General features: G+C 43.0%; 20 protein-coding genes. All 20 read right to left on the reverse strand.

Annotation, left to right across the window (positions count from 1 at the left end; translation table 11 throughout):
- Positions 1-148: 148 nt before the first annotated feature.
- A complete protein-coding gene (wecB, locus tag O0550_RS07715) occupies positions 149-1,315 on the reverse strand; it encodes a non-hydrolyzing UDP-N-acetylglucosamine 2-epimerase (RefSeq protein WP_258425972.1) in 1,167 nt (388 codons plus the stop codon).
- Between the two features lie 14 nt (positions 1,316-1,329).
- Complete coding sequence (gene upp, locus O0550_RS07720) at positions 1,330-1,959, reverse strand: uracil phosphoribosyltransferase (protein ID WP_003334238.1); 630 nt, start codon at positions 1,957-1,959, stop codon at positions 1,330-1,332.
- A 287-nt stretch (positions 1,960-2,246) separates the two neighbouring features.
- Positions 2,247-3,500, reverse strand: a complete 1,254-nt coding sequence (locus O0550_RS07725) for a serine hydroxymethyltransferase (protein ID WP_396125749.1) — start codon at positions 3,498-3,500, stop codon at positions 2,247-2,249.
- A gap of 69 nt (positions 3,501-3,569) precedes the next feature.
- On the reverse strand, positions 3,570-4,136 hold the full coding sequence (locus O0550_RS07730; RefSeq protein WP_096886464.1) for a TIGR01440 family protein: 567 nt from the start codon (positions 4,134-4,136) through the stop codon (positions 3,570-3,572).
- 1 nt (position 4,137) lies between these two features.
- A complete protein-coding gene (rpiB, locus tag O0550_RS07735) occupies positions 4,138-4,593 on the reverse strand; it encodes a ribose 5-phosphate isomerase B (protein ID WP_003334235.1) in 456 nt (151 codons plus the stop codon).
- A 183-nt stretch (positions 4,594-4,776) separates the two neighbouring features.
- A complete protein-coding gene (locus tag O0550_RS07740) occupies positions 4,777-5,256 on the reverse strand; it encodes a low molecular weight protein arginine phosphatase (protein ID WP_258425973.1) in 480 nt (159 codons plus the stop codon).
- Positions 5,257-5,285: 29 nt separating this feature from the next.
- Entirely contained in the window at positions 5,286-5,846 is a 561-nt protein-coding gene (locus O0550_RS07745) for a manganese efflux pump MntP (RefSeq protein ID WP_003334233.1), read from the reverse strand.
- Between the two features lie 82 nt (positions 5,847-5,928).
- Positions 5,929-6,996, reverse strand: a complete 1,068-nt coding sequence (locus tag O0550_RS07750) for an L-threonylcarbamoyladenylate synthase (RefSeq protein ID WP_258426038.1) — start codon at positions 6,994-6,996, stop codon at positions 5,929-5,931.
- A 197-nt stretch (positions 6,997-7,193) separates the two neighbouring features.
- Positions 7,194-7,961, reverse strand: coding sequence for a stage II sporulation protein R (gene spoIIR / locus O0550_RS07755; protein WP_258425974.1), 768 nt, complete (start codon positions 7,959-7,961; stop codon positions 7,194-7,196).
- 86 nt (positions 7,962-8,047) lie between these two features.
- Positions 8,048-8,947, reverse strand: a complete 900-nt coding sequence (gene prmC, locus O0550_RS07760; protein ID WP_258425975.1) for a peptide chain release factor N(5)-glutamine methyltransferase — start codon at positions 8,945-8,947, stop codon at positions 8,048-8,050.
- Positions 8,934-10,007: a peptide chain release factor 1 gene (prfA, locus tag O0550_RS07765; RefSeq protein WP_003334228.1), complete on the reverse strand. Its 1,074-nt coding sequence runs from the start codon at positions 10,005-10,007 to the stop codon at positions 8,934-8,936. Before prfA ends, prmC begins: the two co-directional genes overlap by 14 nt.
- A gap of 176 nt (positions 10,008-10,183) precedes the next feature.
- Positions 10,184-10,630 carry an ATP-binding cassette domain-containing protein gene (locus O0550_RS07770; protein WP_003342288.1) on the reverse strand — a complete coding sequence of 149 codons (447 nt, stop codon included), beginning with the start codon at positions 10,628-10,630 and terminating at the stop codon, positions 10,184-10,186.
- A gap of 87 nt (positions 10,631-10,717) precedes the next feature.
- Positions 10,718-11,326 (reverse strand): thymidine kinase, encoded by a 609-nt coding sequence (locus O0550_RS07775; protein ID WP_003334226.1) that lies wholly within the window; start codon positions 11,324-11,326, stop codon positions 10,718-10,720.
- A 216-nt stretch (positions 11,327-11,542) separates the two neighbouring features.
- A complete protein-coding gene (gene rpmE / locus O0550_RS07780; RefSeq protein WP_003334225.1) occupies positions 11,543-11,743 on the reverse strand; it encodes a 50S ribosomal protein L31 in 201 nt (66 codons plus the stop codon).
- Between the two features lie 128 nt (positions 11,744-11,871).
- Complete coding sequence (locus O0550_RS07785) at positions 11,872-13,131, reverse strand: radical SAM family protein (protein WP_003342284.1); 1,260 nt, start codon at positions 13,129-13,131, stop codon at positions 11,872-11,874.
- 71 nt (positions 13,132-13,202) lie between these two features.
- Positions 13,203-14,111 (reverse strand): M23 family metallopeptidase, encoded by a 909-nt coding sequence (locus tag O0550_RS07790; RefSeq protein ID WP_003334222.1) that lies wholly within the window; start codon positions 14,109-14,111, stop codon positions 13,203-13,205.
- Positions 14,112-14,177: 66 nt separating this feature from the next.
- On the reverse strand, positions 14,178-15,470 hold the full coding sequence (rho, locus tag O0550_RS07795; protein WP_003334221.1) for a transcription termination factor Rho: 1,293 nt from the start codon (positions 15,468-15,470) through the stop codon (positions 14,178-14,180).
- Positions 15,471-15,524: 54 nt separating this feature from the next.
- Complete coding sequence (gene glpX / locus O0550_RS07800) at positions 15,525-16,487, reverse strand: class II fructose-bisphosphatase (RefSeq protein WP_003334220.1); 963 nt, start codon at positions 16,485-16,487, stop codon at positions 15,525-15,527.
- Between the two features lie 14 nt (positions 16,488-16,501).
- A complete protein-coding gene (gene murA, locus O0550_RS07805) occupies positions 16,502-17,773 on the reverse strand; it encodes a UDP-N-acetylglucosamine 1-carboxyvinyltransferase (RefSeq protein ID WP_003334219.1) in 1,272 nt (423 codons plus the stop codon).
- Between the two features lie 203 nt (positions 17,774-17,976).
- On the reverse strand, positions 17,977-18,621 hold the full coding sequence (gene fsa, locus O0550_RS07810; RefSeq protein ID WP_003334218.1) for a fructose-6-phosphate aldolase: 645 nt from the start codon (positions 18,619-18,621) through the stop codon (positions 17,977-17,979).
- Between the last annotated feature and the right edge of the window lie 3 nt (positions 18,622-18,624).

Here is an 18,624-nt window from a genome sequence, read left to right on the forward strand (position 1 = left end):
CTCTCCATTGGCTAAACTTTCTCTTTTTTCCTATCCATTACAATGTTTAGACGTAGCGAATCGCCCACAAGTTTCAGTTTTTTTTCGCGATTTTTATTTGCCACAAAAGGAAAAGAGACGTTCTGAAAAAACGCCTCTTTTATATGCTTTATTTAGATAATAACTTCTCTTGACTTGGTTGAAAAGAGACTGGGCGATCAGAAATGTAACCAAAATGGTACAGGATTGCTTTTACAATTCTTTCCGATGCCTTTCCGTCTCCATATGGATTTGCTGCTTGCGCCATTTGTTCATATGCCACTGGATTGGTTAACAATTCATTTGCCATCTCATATACCTGTTGCTCATCTGTGCCTGCCAATTTCAACGTACCAGCCGCGATTCCTTCTGGACGCTCTGTGGTGTCACGCAAGACAAGTACCGGTACCCCAAGAGAAGGAGCTTCTTCCTGCACTCCACCTGAATCAGTCAGAATCAAGTGAGCATGACGAGCAAAGTTGTGGAAGTCAAACGCATCTAACGGATCAATTAAATGGATACGATCATGGTTCCCCAAGAACTCTTGTGCCACTTCCTGCACCGCTGGGTTTAGATGCACAGGGTAAACCACGGCGATCTCTTCATGCTCATCTACCAATTTACGCACAGCTCGGAAGATACGGCGCATTGGATCACCTAGATTTTCACGACGATGGGCTGTCATCAACACCATCTTTTTGCCTGCTACCTTTTCCAAGACAGGATGCTGATAGTCAGACTTCACAGTTGTCTGTAATGCATCAATCGCAGTATTCCCCGTAATATAAATGGCTTGCTCTTGCTTGTTCTCGCGACGTAAATTATCTGCCGATCCTTCTGTTGGTGAAAAATGAAGATCAGCCATAACTCCTGTCAGCTGGCGATTCATCTCTTCCGGGAATGGAGAATACTTGTCCCACGTACGAAGACCAGCTTCAACATGTCCGATCGCTACCTGATTGTAGAAGGAAGCCAAGCTTGCAACGAAGGTTGTCGTGGTGTCGCCATGTACGAGCACGATATCTGGTTGTGCCTCTTTGATCGCTTTATCCAAGCTTTCTAATGCACGGGTGGTGATGTCGATCAAAGTCTGACGATCCTTCATAATATTTAAATCCATGTCAGGCGTGATCTGGAAAATTTCCAGAACCTGATCCAACATTTGTCGATGTTGTGCTGTCACGCATACGATAGATTCAATCTGATCTTTATGTTTTTTTAACTCGTGAACAAGCGGAGCCATCTTGATAGCCTCCGGTCTTGTCCCGAATACCGTCATTACTTTTATCTTTTTCATCAGCAAGACACCCCCTATTTCGTTCCGTATAAACGATCTCCGGCATCTCCTAGTCCAGGAATAATATAGCCATGATCGTCCAGATATTCATCTACTTTCGCTACAAAGATATCTACATCTGGGTGTTCGTCTTGGATGACCTTAATTCCTTCGGGAGCAGCGATTAAACACATTAATTTGAGGTTCTTAGCACCACGTTTTTTCAGAGCTTCAATAGCAGCAACTGCCGAACCCCCTGTTGCTAGCATAGGGTCAATAACAATCAACTCACGCTCAGCAACATCGGATGGTAATTTTACATAGTATTCTACCGGTTGCAACGTTTCCGGATCACGATACAGCCCTACATGCCCTACTTTTGCGGCAGGAATTAATTTCAGTACACCGTCAACCATGCCTAATCCAGCACGCAAAATCGGTACGAGCCCTACTTTTTTACCTGCAATTACATTGGATTTACAAGTTGCTACTGGTGTTTGGATTTCTACCTCTTCTAAAGGCATATCTCTGGTAATTTCATACGCCATAAGAGTTGCTACTTCATCTACCAACTCGCGAAATTCTTTTGTTCCTGTATTTTTATCACGAATAAACGTCAACTTATGCTGAATCAAAGGATGGTCAAATACATATACACGGCTCATGTTAGTACCTCCGTTTCATTATTAGCAAATCAATTATGTACACGAAGCCCATGGCTCCTTGAAATAAGCTTTTCTTATCATAAAGGAGCAAAGCTATCACGTCAATTTGCCTGAAAATATTGACTTATATCTGATATCAATGTCGTGCGTTTGCTTCTCCCGCTAGTTTTCCCCCGCCTATATTGAAATATAAATAGGAAGAAACACACAGAAAAACAGGCCCTCTCCTCGTAAGGCAGGTGGACCTGTTTATTATTTATGGTTGTTTAAAAATAGTTTCTGAAAGATTAGATAGACAATCCTTCATACAGCGGGAACTTCTTGTTTAATGCGGCAACACGTTCACGAGCTTCTGCATGCTTAGCTTGATCCTCTGGATTCTTCAGGGTCAAAGCAATGATGCCCGCTACTTCCTTCATTGCCTCCTCATCAAATCCACGACTAGTAACCGCTGGCGTACCCATGCGTACACCGCTTGTTACAAACGGGCTAGCTGGATCAAATGGGATTGTATTTTTGTTTGTCGTAATACCTACTTCATCAAGAAGATGCTCTGCCACCTTACCTGTAAGCTCTAGATTTCGTACGTCTACTAATACCAGATGATTATCCGTACCACCAGACACTAACTGTAATCCTTCCGCCTGTAGTGCCGCAGCAAAAGCACGAGCATTGTTGACTACACGCTGGGAGTATTCTTTGAATTCTGGTTGTAGCGCTTCACCGAAGGCTACCGCCTTTGCCGCAATGACATGCATCAATGGTCCACCCTGTATTCCTGGGAATACAGATTTGTCGATTGCTTTGGCAAACTCTTCCTTGCAAAGAATTAAGCCACCGCGCGGACCGCGTAATGTTTTATGTGTAGTGGATGTAACAAAATGAGCATGCGGTACTGGATTTTGATGTAAGCCTGCTGCGACAAGGCCAGCGATATGCGCCATATCAACCATGAGATAAGCTCCAACCTCATCCGCAATTTGACGGAATTTAGCAAAATCAATCTCACGTGGATACGCACTTGCACCAGCTACAATCAATTTTGGTTTGTGTTCTAATGCTTTTTCTCGAACGATCTCATAGTTAATCAGATGCGTCTCTTCATCCACACCATATTCAACAAAATTATAGAGAGTACCTGAGAAGTTAACGCTACTACCATGGGTTAAATGACCGCCATGGGATAAGTTCATGCCCAATACAGTATCTCCTGGCTGTAGAATGGTAAAGTAAACCGCCATGTTAGCTTGAGCGCCAGAATGCGGCTGTACGTTGGCATGTTCTGCACCGAAAATTTCCTTGACGCGATCACGTGCGATGTTTTCTGCAATATCTACATATTCACAACCACCGTAATAGCGGCGACCCGGATAACCTTCCGCATACTTGTTAGTAAGTACAGTCCCCATCGCTTCCATTACAGTACGACTAACAAAGTTTTCTGATGCAATTAGCTCAATCTTGTCACGCTGGCGACCTAATTCCAAACGAATAGCTTCTGTAATTTGTGGATCTTTTTCTTTTAAGATATCGAACATCATCTTATCCCTCCCTGGTAATCTGCACTTCTATTTCGTTCACCATTGTATATCAACCCAAGTTGCTTTTCTTTAAGTACAAGTTAATTGATCAATACGTTCATAAACCGCTCGTGCTCCGCCAATCATTTTTGGTCGTGTATAGGCTGCTGTAAGATGAGCTTCTCCTATTTGTTTACGACTAAGTCTAACTGGAACTACCACGTGCTTCAGATGCATGCCGATAAAGGTATCTCCAATATCAAGACCAGCATCTGCTTTTATATGCTCTACCACAGCCGGCATTTGCATATGCTGATAGGCATAGGCTGCCATAGATCCTCCTGCCCGCGGTACCGGAATAACACTTACTTCTTCAAGTCCATATTGTCTTAAAATAGAACGTTCTACAACAAGGGCACGATTTAAATGCTCACAGCATTGAAAAGCAAGCTGAAAGCCTGTTTGTTGCCGAGCTTCTTCAATCCCCTTCCAGATAGCGCTAGCTACTTCTTCGCTACCTGCTTTACCAATATGCTGACCAATCACCTCGCTCGTACTGCAACCGATCACCAGAAGCTGGTCAGCACGCAGCTTTGCTACCTTACCTAATTCCAGCACACAGTCCCTGATCTCTTGCTTGAGACGAGCAATTTCCACTTTACTTCACTCCCGAATATTTGGCCTCAATATCCATCACTTTCTTAACGCGATTCTCATGACGGCCACCTTCAAAATCAGTTCCTAGCCAAATTTTCACAATATCAAGAGCTAGGCCAGGTCCAATCACTCGCTCTCCCATCGCTAGCATATTCGTATCATTATGCTCACGAGTTGCTTTGGCAGAGAATGTATCATGAACTAATGCACAACGAATTCCACGTACCTTATTAGCCGCAATGGACATCCCAATACCTGTCCCACATACTAAAATACCTCTGTCAAACTCTCCAGAAGCTACTTTTTCCGCAACAGGCAAAGCATAGTCTGGGTAATCAACAGAGGTCTCGCAATTACAACCAAAATCTTCGAACGCAATCTGCATGGATGTTAAAAGCTTTTTGATCTCTTCTTTTAGATGTACTCCGCCGTGATCGGCTGCTAATGCTACTTTCATTGTGCAATCCCTCACTTTTGTCGTCATATGATGTATTATACATGATTATCCTAACGAAATACAGTATGGAAACTACGAAAAGCTTGTTTTACCAACAAAACACAAACATTAATCAATAAAATAAATTAATCGTTCGTGTTTTAAATAAATAAGGTCCTGGGAATGTTCCAGCACCTTTTTCACTCATTCCATATCCTGACGATACTCGTTATTCTTTGCGTTTACGATCTTCAGTAGTTTTTCGCGTACGGCTTGTAGATCCTTTTCTAATTCCTGCGCTGTAGCCCGATATATCTCTAAGCTTCCACCGTAAGGATCTGTAATATCGCCTTGCTCTCCATACGCATACTCTTTTAATGAGTATACCTTTGCCGTCGCTTCAGGAAAATGACTCAAAATTGCTATTTTATGCCCTTGAGTCATCGTAATGATAAGGTCAGCCTGATTTATTTGGTCATTTGTTATCTGTTTCGAAACATGCTCATGCGCTAGTCCCTTTTCCCCTAGCACCTGTTGGGCATGCAAGGAAGCAGGCTGCCCCTCAAACACAGCAACTCCCGCTGAGGCAATTTCCATTTGTAAATCCTTTACTTGTTCACGGAAAAGAACTTCTGCCATGGGACTTCTGCAAGTATTGCCCGTACAAACAAATAAAATTCGCATGTTCTGGTGCCCCTTTCTGTCCACACTACTTACAAAATAAATTTTAAACCAAAAATCAGCAGGATAACACCGCCAATAATTTCACTATATTCACCCATCCAGCCTCCGACGCTTCTCCCCAGCAGTAACCCAGCACAAGACATCATCCCTCCAACGATACCAAACATGCTAACTGCCAGCCATTTGTTCACTGTCATCAAACCAAGTGAGAAGCCAACTGATAGGGCATCCAAACTAACACTAATAGCAAATAAAATCAGTCCAAGACCTGATGTTTTCACTATACTCCCCTCATTTTCTCCAAAAAAGACGCTCCATAACATATGTACGCCAAGGAGAATCAAGATACTGCCTCCAATGAAAATAGCGATATCTCCTACTATATCAGAGAGATAGGAGCCGATTGCAATGCCTAATAGAGGCATTGCAACATGAAAACACCCAATCATAATGCTGATGTTCACAATTTTGCGCAACCGTAGACCTACCATACCAAGCCCAATACCCAGTGAGAACGCATCCATCCCCAACGCAATCGCAATTAGTAGTAATGTTAGAAATTGTCCCCAAAGAAATACTGTAGCGTCCACACTCTTCCCCCCTGTCTTTTTCACCTTATGCGGACAGGGGGGTAAACATTCTTTTTCTATAACAGGTTGTTCCTTTAGATGTTTAGGCCTTTATAATTCGATGAGATGCTGCTTTTTCTAAACGATTCATTACAGCGAGCCCAAGACCCTCACGTGGATACGTTTCCGCTAAAATAAACTGAATCTGCTCCTCATCAAATCGGCGTAAGTCCGTATACAAATCCTGAGCTACTTCCTCCAATGATGCCAATGAACCACATTGAAGCGTTACATCTACTAGAGCATGATTATCCCAGTGCTTCAGATGTTCCTTAGGTACCATTACTCCTGTTGTTAATCCTTGTTCTTTTGCTTCTGTTAAAAGCTCCAGCATTTTTGCTCTGACTTTATCCTCTTGACCAGATACTAACCATAAATCTCCTTTAGGGGCATAATGCTTATATTTCATTCCAGGCGAGATTGGTTGTTCCTTTTCCTCCGTTAAGAAAGCTGGATCAATTGCCACCTCTCCGATTACACGCTCAATTTGCTCCACAGTAATACCACCTGGTCGATGAATCATCGGCGGTTCCACTGTCATGTCTATTGTCGTAGATTCCACACCTACACCTGTGCTTCCTCCGTCCACAATCCCTGAGATTCTTCCAGCTAAATCCTCTAGGACATGCTGAGCTGTAGTAGGGCTTGGACGTCCAGAGCGGTTTGCACTTGGTGCTGCTATTGGAACGTGTGCCTGTTTAATCAATTCCAACGCAACAGGATGATCAGGCATGCGTACTCCCACTGTAGATAATCCAGCCGTTACTTTGGAGGCGATTCCTGCTTTCTTGGGTAGAAACATTGTAAGTGGACCTGGCCAAAATGCCTCCATCAACTGTCTTGCTTTTACAGGGATGTCAGTGGCCACAGTGTCTAGTTGTGATTTTTCACCAATATGGACGATCAGTGGATTATCACTCGGTCTACCCTTAGCAACGAAGATTTTTTCCACAGCCTCATCAGATAAAGCGTTCGCCCCTAGCCCATAAACCGTTTCGGTAGGAAACGCAACAAGCCCTCCTGATTCGACAAGTTTTGCTGCATCCACAAGATGTGCACAACTTTTTTGTTCTTCCACATTCTTATCCACAACCCAAACCTTTGTCAGTATATTCTGTTCCATCCGATAAACCCTTTCTTATTCGTTATTCGTGCTCGCTTCGCTTCCATAGTATATGTTTTTCGAAAAAAGTTTTCAACAGGCTGTGGGTAACCTGTGGATAAAACTATAGATTTTTGTGACTTTTCTATTAAAAAAAGCCTATCCGCATAAGACAGGCTTGAGGGGGAGTAATGTTATTTCCCGGTTTAAAACCAGGAGCGAAGTTTATCCCATAGAAAGGAGCGCACTTCGACGTTAGAAGCTTGTTTATTAGGTGAAATAGCTGGTATATCAATATTCTCCGTCATTTCCTTCTGTCCAATACCTGCATCTTTTTTGTTGTAATAATCAGAATTTTCTTTATCAAATTGCAGTTGCAAGTCTTTATTTCCCACTGTATCGTGTTCAGATTCTTCTACTTGTACCGCTTCTTCCACAGCACCTGAAAAGTTATCCACAGTTTCTTCCCTTTTCGCAATTCCGTCCCCATTCGATAAATCAATAAAGCATAGCGGAGGAAATAAGACACACCACCAATTTTGTCCTTCTGCTTTCCCAATGCGTACACGCAGAGCTTCATAATCACCCGCAGGATAAATATAGGAACCGTATTGCTTAGTAGGAAATTCAACTCGGCCAAAATATACCTCTGCCGGATAGGAATAGCCTCGATCAGCAATTGTTTTATCCACAACTTTTTTAATCTCGTTCATATGATCAGCTACAAGTAGACGAGCTTGGTCATAGCTATGAATCTCTTTTATCCATTTGTTCATTTCAGCAATAATCGCATCACGCACTTCACGTTTTAGCCATTGATCCTCGACGGAATCGCTATTTGCCAATATACGCAGCCGAATAGATTCTTGTGGAATCGGACCATTGTTATGTATATTTGCCGATGCCAGTTGTCCTTCCCAGCTTATCAACGCGACCATTAAGCCAAATAAGATAAAAAAGAACCGTTTCATCATAACCAACTCTCCCCTCATGTACTGTTTCTCTAGTAAACAGTATGGACACAAAGAGCCTATGATAAACCCGGTTCTATAAACTATTTTTAATTGTGTAGTCGATAGCCGACAATTATCCGATCAATACCTGCCAAATCAGGATAAATGAATACTTCGTCAACGGCGCCTGATTCCTTCATCAGTTGAGCTACCGTATTCGCCTGATATATCCCTACTTCAAAAGCAACCAGTCCTGTCGGTGCCAGCAATTGCGGTAATGCTTCACATATTCTGCGATAGAAAATAAAGCCGTCCGCTCCACCATCAAGAGCTAAACGCGGTTCATAGCCAAGAACTTCCCTGTCCAATTCGTCTACATCCGTACTTGGAATATAGGGCGGGTTAGATACGATGATATCCACACGCTCACCTGTTTCCAGGATTGGCTCAACTAAATCCCCTTGTATAAAACGAACTCTTTTTTCTACATCTAATCGCTCAGCATTTTGCTTGGCAATCGCAATCGCATCCAAAGAAATATCCACAGTCGTTAGTTGCCAATTCGGCTTCTCCGCTGCCAGCGTTAACGTAATTGCTCCACTTCCCGTCCCAAAATCTACAACAGATAAGGGCTGTTCTGCACTCCAAATTCGTTGGGAATGCAAGAGAACCTGTTCTATTAACAATTCTGTTTCTGGACGCGGAATCAATACACCTGGAGCTACAATAAAATCACGTCCATAAAAATTTTGTTCCCCCAAGATGTACTGAATCGGTTCATGAGCAGCTCTTCGCTTAAGTAACATTCGAATAGAAGCTATCTCTTCCTCTTTAATCGGATCAGGCATAGATGCTAAGAAGCTCGCCCGATTCATCTTGAGTACATGACGAATCATTAATTCAGCTTCAAACCGCGGGTCCTTTGTTCCGGCTTCTTCTAAAAAGGAAGAAGCCCAAAGCAGGGCTTCTCTTACATTATTTATCGAATCCATCTTATGCGCTGGCATCGTTTTTCATTAGCTCCGTTTGCTCGTGCATAATGAGATTATCAATAATTTCATCCATATCTCCATCGAGGATACCTTCCAGACGATGAAGCGTCAAACCAATGCGGTGATCCGTTACGCGACTTTGCGGGAAGTTATAGGTACGAATACGCTCACTGCGGTCACCAGTACCTACTAAGGATTTACGGTTCGCATCAATTTCAGCGTTCGCTTGTTGACGGTAGAAATCAGACAAACGAGCACGGAGAATTTTTAATGCTTTATCCTTATTGGAATGCTGAGACTTCTCATCCTGACAAGATACCATGATACCAGTCGGTAAGTGAGTAACACGCACCGCTGACTTGGTAGTATTAACAGACTGTCCACCCGCACCGCTAGAACAGAACGTATCAATACGGATATCTTTATCACTAATTTCTACGTCTACTTCTTCAACCTCAGGTAATACCAGAACGGTAGCTGTGGACGTATGAATACGACCGCCAGACTCTGTAGACGGTATGCGTTGTACACGATGTGCGCCACTCTCAAATTTAAGCTTGCTGTAAGCACCTCTACCGTTTACAGCAAACACGATTTCTTTAAAGCCACCAATATCAGTTTCATTCGCTTCCATCACGTCAATTTTAAAGCCATGACGCTCTGCAAAACGAGTGTACATTCGGTATAAGCTTGAAGCAAATAAAGCCGCTTCATCTCCACCTGCCGCACCACGAATTTCAACGATAACGTTTTTATCATCATTCGGGTCTTTTGGCAGTAGTAAGATTTTCAGACGATTCTCCAGCTCTTCCTTGCTTTTGGACAGCTCAGCGATTTCCATTTTAACCATTTCACGCATCTCATCGTCCAATTTCTCTTCAAACATAGCCTTGGAATCATCAAGTTGAGTAAGAACAGATTTATATTCACGGTACGCGGTGACCATATCTTCCAAAGAGGATTGTTCTTTGGAGAGTTCACGTAGCTTTTTTGTATCACTAATTACGTCGGGGTCACACAAAAGGTTTGTAACTTCTTCGTAACGCTCTTCAACAGCAGATAGGCGTTTAAACATAGCTTCTCACCCCATTTTTCCCAATTTCCTGTAAGCTTTTTGTATATAAGCTATAAATCAATGCATAACATCAAAAGTATAGTAGATTTCGCTTTGAAAGTCAAAGGATTTACCTATCCATTTATATGCATCACAGAAAGAAAAACTCGGCTTACATACCGAGTTTTTCCCCTTTCCTATGAATGATGCCCATCGTAGGAAGTGACATGAAAATCGTAGCGTTTGCTCTTTTTATGAAGGGCATCTATGACATGATGCTCAATCTTTCGAGCTTCTGCTGCTGTTACGTTCGGCTTAAGATCAAGCGTGACATACACGTCTTTTTCGCGGATCGAGACACGCGCATTTTCTACACCTTGAACCTTCTTCGCTTCTTGTTCCATTTCCTTAAGCAACTGAGGAGTTGCCTTTTGTTCGCCCATAGCCTTATAAGGCTTTTGCTCCTTGGGAACGCGCTGCAGTTTCTGCTGCTGTCGCATCGCTTGATGAATCGCTTGCTTTTGTTCCTGCTGCTGTACCTTAGGCTGAGTACTTGAAGCACACCCGCCTATTATCATCCCTAAAGTGACAGTAAGTAAGATTTTACTTAAGAATAGGCTCGTCCCATTATTGTTGTTTTGCATCAAAAAAGCCACCTCCCGCTTTGCCTAGTGTGTGCAAGCACTCTCACACCCATGCAAAAAAAGAGATAGCTCTCCTATCATTTATTGTTACTTACCATTATCGGAGTCAACAGACAAGGTTTTAGGAATTCCAGGCGGCTGATAGTAGTGTCTACGGCAGACGCTACTATAGGTTTCCTCTCCACCTATTTGAATGGTTTCCCCTGTGTATACTGGTTTACCTTGCTGGAATTTCAAAATATGTGTCGCCTTTTTATTACAGAAAACACAGACCGTTTTAATTTCCTCAATCTTATCAGCTTCACAGAGTAAAGCCTGACTACCAGCAAATAATTGATTTTTAAAGTCTTTTAGCAGTCCATACACGATTACAGGGATATTTAATTCATCCACAATTCTCGCAAGCTGTCTAACGTGTTCTTCCGCTAAAAACTGCCCCTCATCTACTAGCACACAGTGAGGCTTCTCTTGCTCGTCCTTCACAACCCGATACAGATCAGTGGTATTCTGAATCGGAAATGCCTCTCGTGAAATCCCGACTCTGGACGCTACCATCCCTATACCATAACGGTCATCAATTTCCGGTGTGAATACCATTACCTTCTTGCCGGATTGTTCATAGTTATGTGCTACTGTAAGCAATTGAATAGATTTGGATGCGTTCATTGCACCATATCGAAAATACAATTGAGCCACTCCGCATTCTCCCTCTGTCGCCATTCTTTTCTTTACTTCCGTTCCAAGCAACTGTAACATCATATCACTTTATGGGAGGAACGCCAATGGAGAGTCACCCAATATATTAAAATCAACCTCGAAAGTCACACAAGCTCCTCTCGTGAATAAAAGCTCGATAACAACAACAAGACCAGGTAGAATGCTTTCCACCTGGTCTTTGCCTTTTTCCCATAATTAGGAAAGATTGTATTTGCGTTTGAAACGATCTACACGGCCGCCAGCATCGATAAACTTTTGTTTACCAGTGTAAAACGGATGGCAAGCGGAGCAAACTTCTACGCGAAGGACATCTTTTACAGAGCCGGATTCGAACTCATTGCCACATGCGCAAGTTACTTTAACCATTTTGTAGTTTGGATGAATACCTGGTTTCATCTCTATGCACCTCTTTCCGCCCTGAATCGTTTGCCGAATCAGAGTTATATAAACACATAAGTGAATAGTATCACGTCTATGTTTCTATTGCAACCATCCTAACTTGATTGGAAGGAAAAGTCTAATTCCTATTTTTTCTGCCTGCGCTGGTTCTCAGGCGGGACATGCGTAAATGATCCAATCACCACATCAGGTAATTCCTGTTGATAGATTTCAATCGCCTGCTTCATACCAAATATTTCCCCTTGGGCTTTTGGAATCATAGCTAAATAGCTTTCTGGATCAATATTTAGATTACGCAATTGAATTAACTTAATACCTGTTCGCTTGATAAATTCGATCATTGCTTCCATCTCTTCTTCCCTATCAAATACACCCGGGAAGCACAGATAGTTAATGGATGTGTATACACCTTGGCTTGCTGCGTACTCAGCAGAGCGTGCTACATTTTCAAGCGAGTAGCCACGAGGTCGGTAATAAGCGTTGTAATGCTCCTCAATTGCACTGATGGTACTAATTCGCATAAGATCAAGACCTGCATCAACAATTCCTCTAATATGATCGGTTAATCCAGCATTTGTATTAATATTGATGTAGCCCATGTTCGTACGCTCACGAACGCGTCGCATTGCCGGAATAATAATCGACGCCATAGTAGAGGGCTCCCCTTCGCACCCTTGTCCAAAACTAATGATGCTGTCTGGGGTTTGCAGGTGATGCAGCATTACCTCTACTAGCTCGTCCTCCGTCGGCCTGAAATTCATACGGGTCTGAGGAGAAGGGAAGCCACTGTCATCAGGTTGCTCCGAAATACAGCCGTAGCAACCAGCATTACAGGTTTTAGATACGGGTAAGCTGCCTTCCCAACGATGGAAAAAGTTGTTGGACGCAGTCAAACACTCATATTCTAGAGCACAGTGAGATAAGTGCTGTAAAATTCTATTTTCCGGAAATTGCTTCAGAGTAGCATCCACTTTACCGCGTAGCTCTTCCATCGGAAAATGATCTGGGTTCCAATTATGTGGTTCATCACTTTTTCGGGCAGCCACCCAAAAAGCATCATCTTTCCATACGACCGCCGTGTAACCAAATAGAGGAAACTTACTCTCTTTGTTCGTTTTGATGTAACCAGGAAGTAATAAGCGTGTAAAACCTTGCGGGATCAACGCTCCTACCGCAGTATAACCATCCAGCTTAATCATTTCACCCGTGTCCTCATCCATACCCACTGGAACCGTATCAGGCAAACTAACCAATGTTGAGCCCTCTGGCAGAGGAATCAATTCTTCCTCAAGGATCTCCGTCAGGATGTCACCGTTTCTGGCAATCGCCAGAACAGCTTGATGGTCATACACCTGGCCTTTTTTATCCGCATACACCAAATACATGAATTACATCCGCCTCTCTTTTCTGCTGGAGACAATTGTAGCGTATTGAGAGAGCATTGTAAACGTGGAGACTACTTCCGTAAATAGCGCATTGGATTAAGCGGAATGTCGTCCTGTCTTACTTCAAAATGAAGATGGTAGTCAGTAGAATCTCCTGTTTTGCCCATAAAGCCAAGCACATCACCTTGATGCACATACTGCCCGGCTACAACATTAATCTTGCGCATGTGCGCATAAAAGGTTTGCAGTCCATTCCCATGATCCAACACTACCATTCGTCCGTATCCGCTACGAATTGCCCCAGCCTCTGCTACGAATCCCTCTTTTGCTGCCATAATAGGTGTATTGCCTCGCCGTTCATTCCATAAATCAACACCTTTATGCATTTTGCCCCATCGTGATCCAAAATCGCTTGTTACAGTCGGTGCTGGAATTGGCCACTCCATTACACGGTTTAGATTTACGCTTCTACTAGCTACCTGTGCCATTTGTCTTCGCATATCAACAGTTCCTGCTAATGCAGATCCACTAGCTTCTACTGGGATCGTTAAGCGTTGTCCCTGATACAGACAATCTGGAATTGCCTTGAGCAGGCGATTGTGATTTATAATTTCATCTTTGGATACCTGATATCTGCGGGCAATGAGCTCTAACGACTCACCAGCCTCTACCGTGTGGGTCATCTCTTTGGTATTAATCACTAGCTTCATCCCAATTCCCACCATATTAGGATTCCTCAGTTTATTGTCCTGGATCAATTGTTGTAACGTAATCCCAAATTGTTCTGATATACGTGAGAGCGTGTCCCCTTTTTGAACGGTGTACGAAGCGATGGCACGCTTGCTTTTGGATACTTTATGATTGATATCAATTGACGAGTACGGATTAAACACCTCAAACAAGGCCTGCTCCACGACAGCCTGTTTTGCTTCTCCACTACTTTTCCACTCCGTCATAAGTGTTGGGTGATTGGCATCCATCCGGGTAACCTCCCCTCATGTGCATATGACTATCCTATGCGCCAATCTAAAAAAAATGACGGGGGATTAACCCGCCGTCGTCGATGTTGTATATGTTTTTCCCTTTGATGTCTTTGCAGGGTTGATGCTATCAAGACCTTGCAAGAATTCCTCGTTGGTTTTAGAATCACCTAATTTTTTCAAGAACGTTTCCACAAAATCATGACTTTCGTTCATGTTCTTACGAATTACCCACAACTTATCCAATTCTTCTTTGGACAAAAGCATTTCCTCTCGGCGTGTACCAGATCGTCTAATATCGATAGCTGGGAATATCCGGCGCTCTGCCAATTTACGATCCAAATGTAGCTCCATATTGCCTGTCCCTTTAAATTCTTCATAAATAACATCGTCCATACGAGATCCCGTCTCTACCAAAGCCGTAGCCAAAATAGTTAAGCTACCACCCTCTTCAACATTTCGAGCGGAACCAAAGAATCTTTTCGGACGATGGAAGGCAGCAGGATCAATACCCCCTGACAGCGTACGACCACTTGGCGGAATAACCAGATTATAAGCACGGGCCAAACGGGTAATGGAATCTAAGAGAATGACAACATCCTTCTTATGTTCTACTAAGCGTTTTGCTCGTTCCAAAACCAACTCTGCAACTTTAATGTGGTTCTCCGGCACCTCGTCAAAGGTAGAAGCAATAACCTCCCCTTTAACAGAGCGTTGCATATCTGTTACTTCCTCTGGACGCTCATCAATAAGCAAAACAAATAGATGAATATCTGGATTATTAGCAGAAATGCTATTGGCGATTTCTTTTAGTAGCATAGTTTTACCAGCCTTAGGAGGCGCTACAATCAATCCGCGCTGTCCAAGGCCAACAGGTGCTATCATATCCATCAACCGAACAGAAAGCTTAGTAGGTGACGTTTCCAACGCAAGTTTTTCTTGAGGATACAGCGGTGTTAAGGCGGGGAAATGTAGTCTTTCGGATGCCATCTCAGGGTCCTGACCGTTAACAGCTTCTACTTGCAATAATCCGAAGTAACGCTCTGTTTCCTTCGGCGCTCTCGCTTTTCCTGATACTAAATCTCCATTCCTTAGATCAAAACGTCGAATTTGGGACTGGGAAATATAAATATCTTCGGGGCTAGGTAAATAATTGATAGGGCGAAGGAAACCAAACCCTTCCGGTAAAATTTCCAACACGCCTTCCATAAACATAAGTCCATCTCGCTCAGCCTGAGCTCGTAATATGGCAAAAATTAATTCTTTCTTCTTAAGTTGTGAGTAATAAGGAATTTGAAAGTCTTTTGCCAACTTATACAAATCGGTTAATTTCTTTTCTTCTAATTCTGATAAAAGCACGTATTATTCCACCACTCTTTGCACTTTCTACTATTATTATTTCCTAAAAATTACCTATAATACTAACCCAGGTTTCTTTTCTAAGCGGTGGTTACCTTCAATGAAACGAATCGTTCCTGTTTTGGCCCTCATTACCACAGAATGTGTTGTCGCTCTCGTTCCCTGAAAACGAACGCCTTTCAGCAATTCTCCATCCGTAACACCCGTAGCTGCAAAAATGGCATCGTCTCCTTTAACCAACTGATCCATATGCAAAACCTGGTGTGGGTTGGTCAGACCCATCTTCAAACATCGTTGCAGTTCTTCATCATTTTGAGGCAATAATTTGCCCTGAATTTCTCCACCTAAACACTTTAGAGCTACGGCTGCTAAAACCCCTTCAGGAGCTCCACCTGATCCAAATAGAATATCCACACCTGTATCTGGAAAGGCAGTATTAATTGCTGCCGCTACGTCTCCATCTGGAATTAATTTTATACGGGCTCCGGCTGCACGAATCTCTTCAATAATGCGACTATGCCGATCCCTATCCAGCACACAGGCGACTAAATCGCTCATATCTTTTCCATTTGCTAGAGCAACAGCTTTTAAATTATCACGTATTGGCGCATCAATGTCTACTTTCCCTACCGCATTGGGGCCTACTGCAATTTTTTCCATGTACATGTCAGGCGCATGCAACAAATTCCCTCTATCGGCAATCGCAATAACAGAGATAGCATTCCATGTACCTTTAGCTACAATGTTCGTCCCCTCAAGCGGATCGACTGCAACATCTACGAAAGGCGCCACACCCTGCCCTAATCTCTCCCCAATGTAGAGCATAGGCGCTTCATCCATTTCGCCTTCCCCAATTACTACAACACCATCCATAGGTATATTCTCAAATTCAGATCGCATCGCTTGTGTTGCTGCCCCATCTGCTTCATCCTTTTTACCTGTCCCCATCCATCTTGCGGAAGCCAAAGCCGCGGCTTCCGTTACACGAACCAATTCAAGTGTGAGACTGCGCTCCATCTCGATTGTCCTCCTCATTTTTGTTCGGCTTTATACAGCTTTTCTCGCGTAACTCTGGCGCCAAGATTTTGAAGTTTCTGTACCAGATTTTCATAACCTCTATCAATATGTTCAAGTCCCTCAACTTCTGTCGTTCCTTGTGCAAGTAAGCCTGCTATCACTAAAGCGGCTCCTGCGCGCAAATCAGAAGCTACTACTTTTGCCCCCAGTAATGTAGAAGGTCCCTCCAGAACAGCGGATCGCCCTTCAATCTTTAGCGTTGCTCCCATACGTCTTAATTCATCGGCATGACGGAACCTAGCACTATATATATTATCAGTGACAATACTTGTTCCTTTTGATTGTGTTAACAGTGTGGTCATAGGTTGTTGTAAGTCAGTAGGAAATCCAGGATATGGACTAGTTTTAATGTCGACTGCACGATAGTTTTTATGTCCGATAACCCGGATTGTATCGTCACCTTCGATTATTTCCACTCCTATTTCACGAAGCTTGGCTGTAACGGGCTCCATATGCTTCGATATAACATTTTCTAACGTCACATCTCCACCGGTTGCAGCAGCAGCAATCATATATGTTCCTGCTTCGATACGGTCTGGTATTATAGTATGTCGGCAACCGCGCAATTTGTCTACACCTTGAATACGAATTACATCTGTTCCCGCGCCTGAAATCTTAGCACCCATATTGTTTAACAATGTGGCGACATCCACGATCTCTGGCTCATGTGCAGCGTTTTCAATTGTTGTGATTCCTTCCGCATAAACCGCTGCCAGCATGATGTTAATGGTAGCGCCTACACTTACTACATCCATATAAATACGTGCGCCCTTCAACCTCTCCGCACGAATAATCATAACACCTTTTCGATTTTCAACAACTGCACCAAGGGCTTCAAAGCCTTTTATATGCAAATCAACCGGTCTTGGTCCTAAATCACAGCCACCAGGCAATCCAATTTGGGCTTCCTTAAACTTGCCTAGTAGTGCGCCCCATAAGTAATAGGAAGCACGTAATTTTTTTACCTTACCATTAGGCATGAATGTTTCTCTAATAGGACGTCCATCAATTTCTATCCAATCGTCCTCAAACAAAACATCTGCGCCCATCTCCCGGAGGAGCTCTACATATACTTCCACATCCTCAATATGCGGTAAATTCTCAATGACAACTGGTCCATCAGCGAGAATCGCAGCCGGAATTAATGCCACAGCACTATTCTTCGCACCGCTAATCCCTACTTTTCCACACAGTGGGACTCCACCCTGTATTAGCAATTTATCCATACATTTAATCTCCCTAAATGATGTTCTTGCACCTATTCAGAATATACCCTCTATTGCAGTTAGTCTAGTCTTTCATGCTTTACAGTCTGTAAACAACCTTATGATTATTAAAATTTAATGGGCAAAAAGAGAAAACGAGGATGAAAGAGGTCATTACGGTAAAGAAGCACCTTCTCCACTGGAAAAGGTGCTCTTCGGTTTAGTTACTTTTGCATACTTTCCCAATCGGCAAGGAATTTCTCAATTCCGCTGCTTGTTAAGGGATGCTGCAAGAGTTGTTTAAATACTTTATGAGGAATGGTGGCAATATCCGCCCCAAGCTTTGCAGCCTCCGTCACATGTAGAGGGTGACGAATACTTGCTGCAATAATTTCCGTTTCTATGTCATGGACAGCAAAGATTTCTGTGATGTCTGCGATGAGTTGCATGCCGTCGTAACCAATATCATCCAGTCTGCCAAGGAACGGAGACACATAAGTAGCTCCTGCTCTTGCAGCCATCAATGCTTGGTTCGCGTTAAAAACTAATGTTACATTGGTTTTAATTTTGCGTTTTGAGAAAATCTTTACAGCTTTAAGTCCTTCTTCTGTCATCGGCACCTTAATGACGATGTTTTTTGATAGACTAGCCAGCTTTTCCCCTTCTTCGATCATACCTTTTGCATCAATGCTAATAACCTCTGCACTGATAGGACCATCTACAATATCAAGAATCTCTTTTAATGTTTCGATGAAATCGCGGCCTTCTTTAGCTACTAGAGACGGATTGGTGGTTACGCCGGATACGACTCCCCACTCATGAATCTCTCGAATTTCATCAACATTCGCTGTGTCTATGAAGAAACGCATGGG

Origin of the sequence: Brevibacillus halotolerans (assembly GCF_026891775.1) — a bacterium.
Lineage (GTDB): Bacteria > Bacillota > Bacilli > Brevibacillales > Brevibacillaceae > Brevibacillus_B > Brevibacillus_B halotolerans.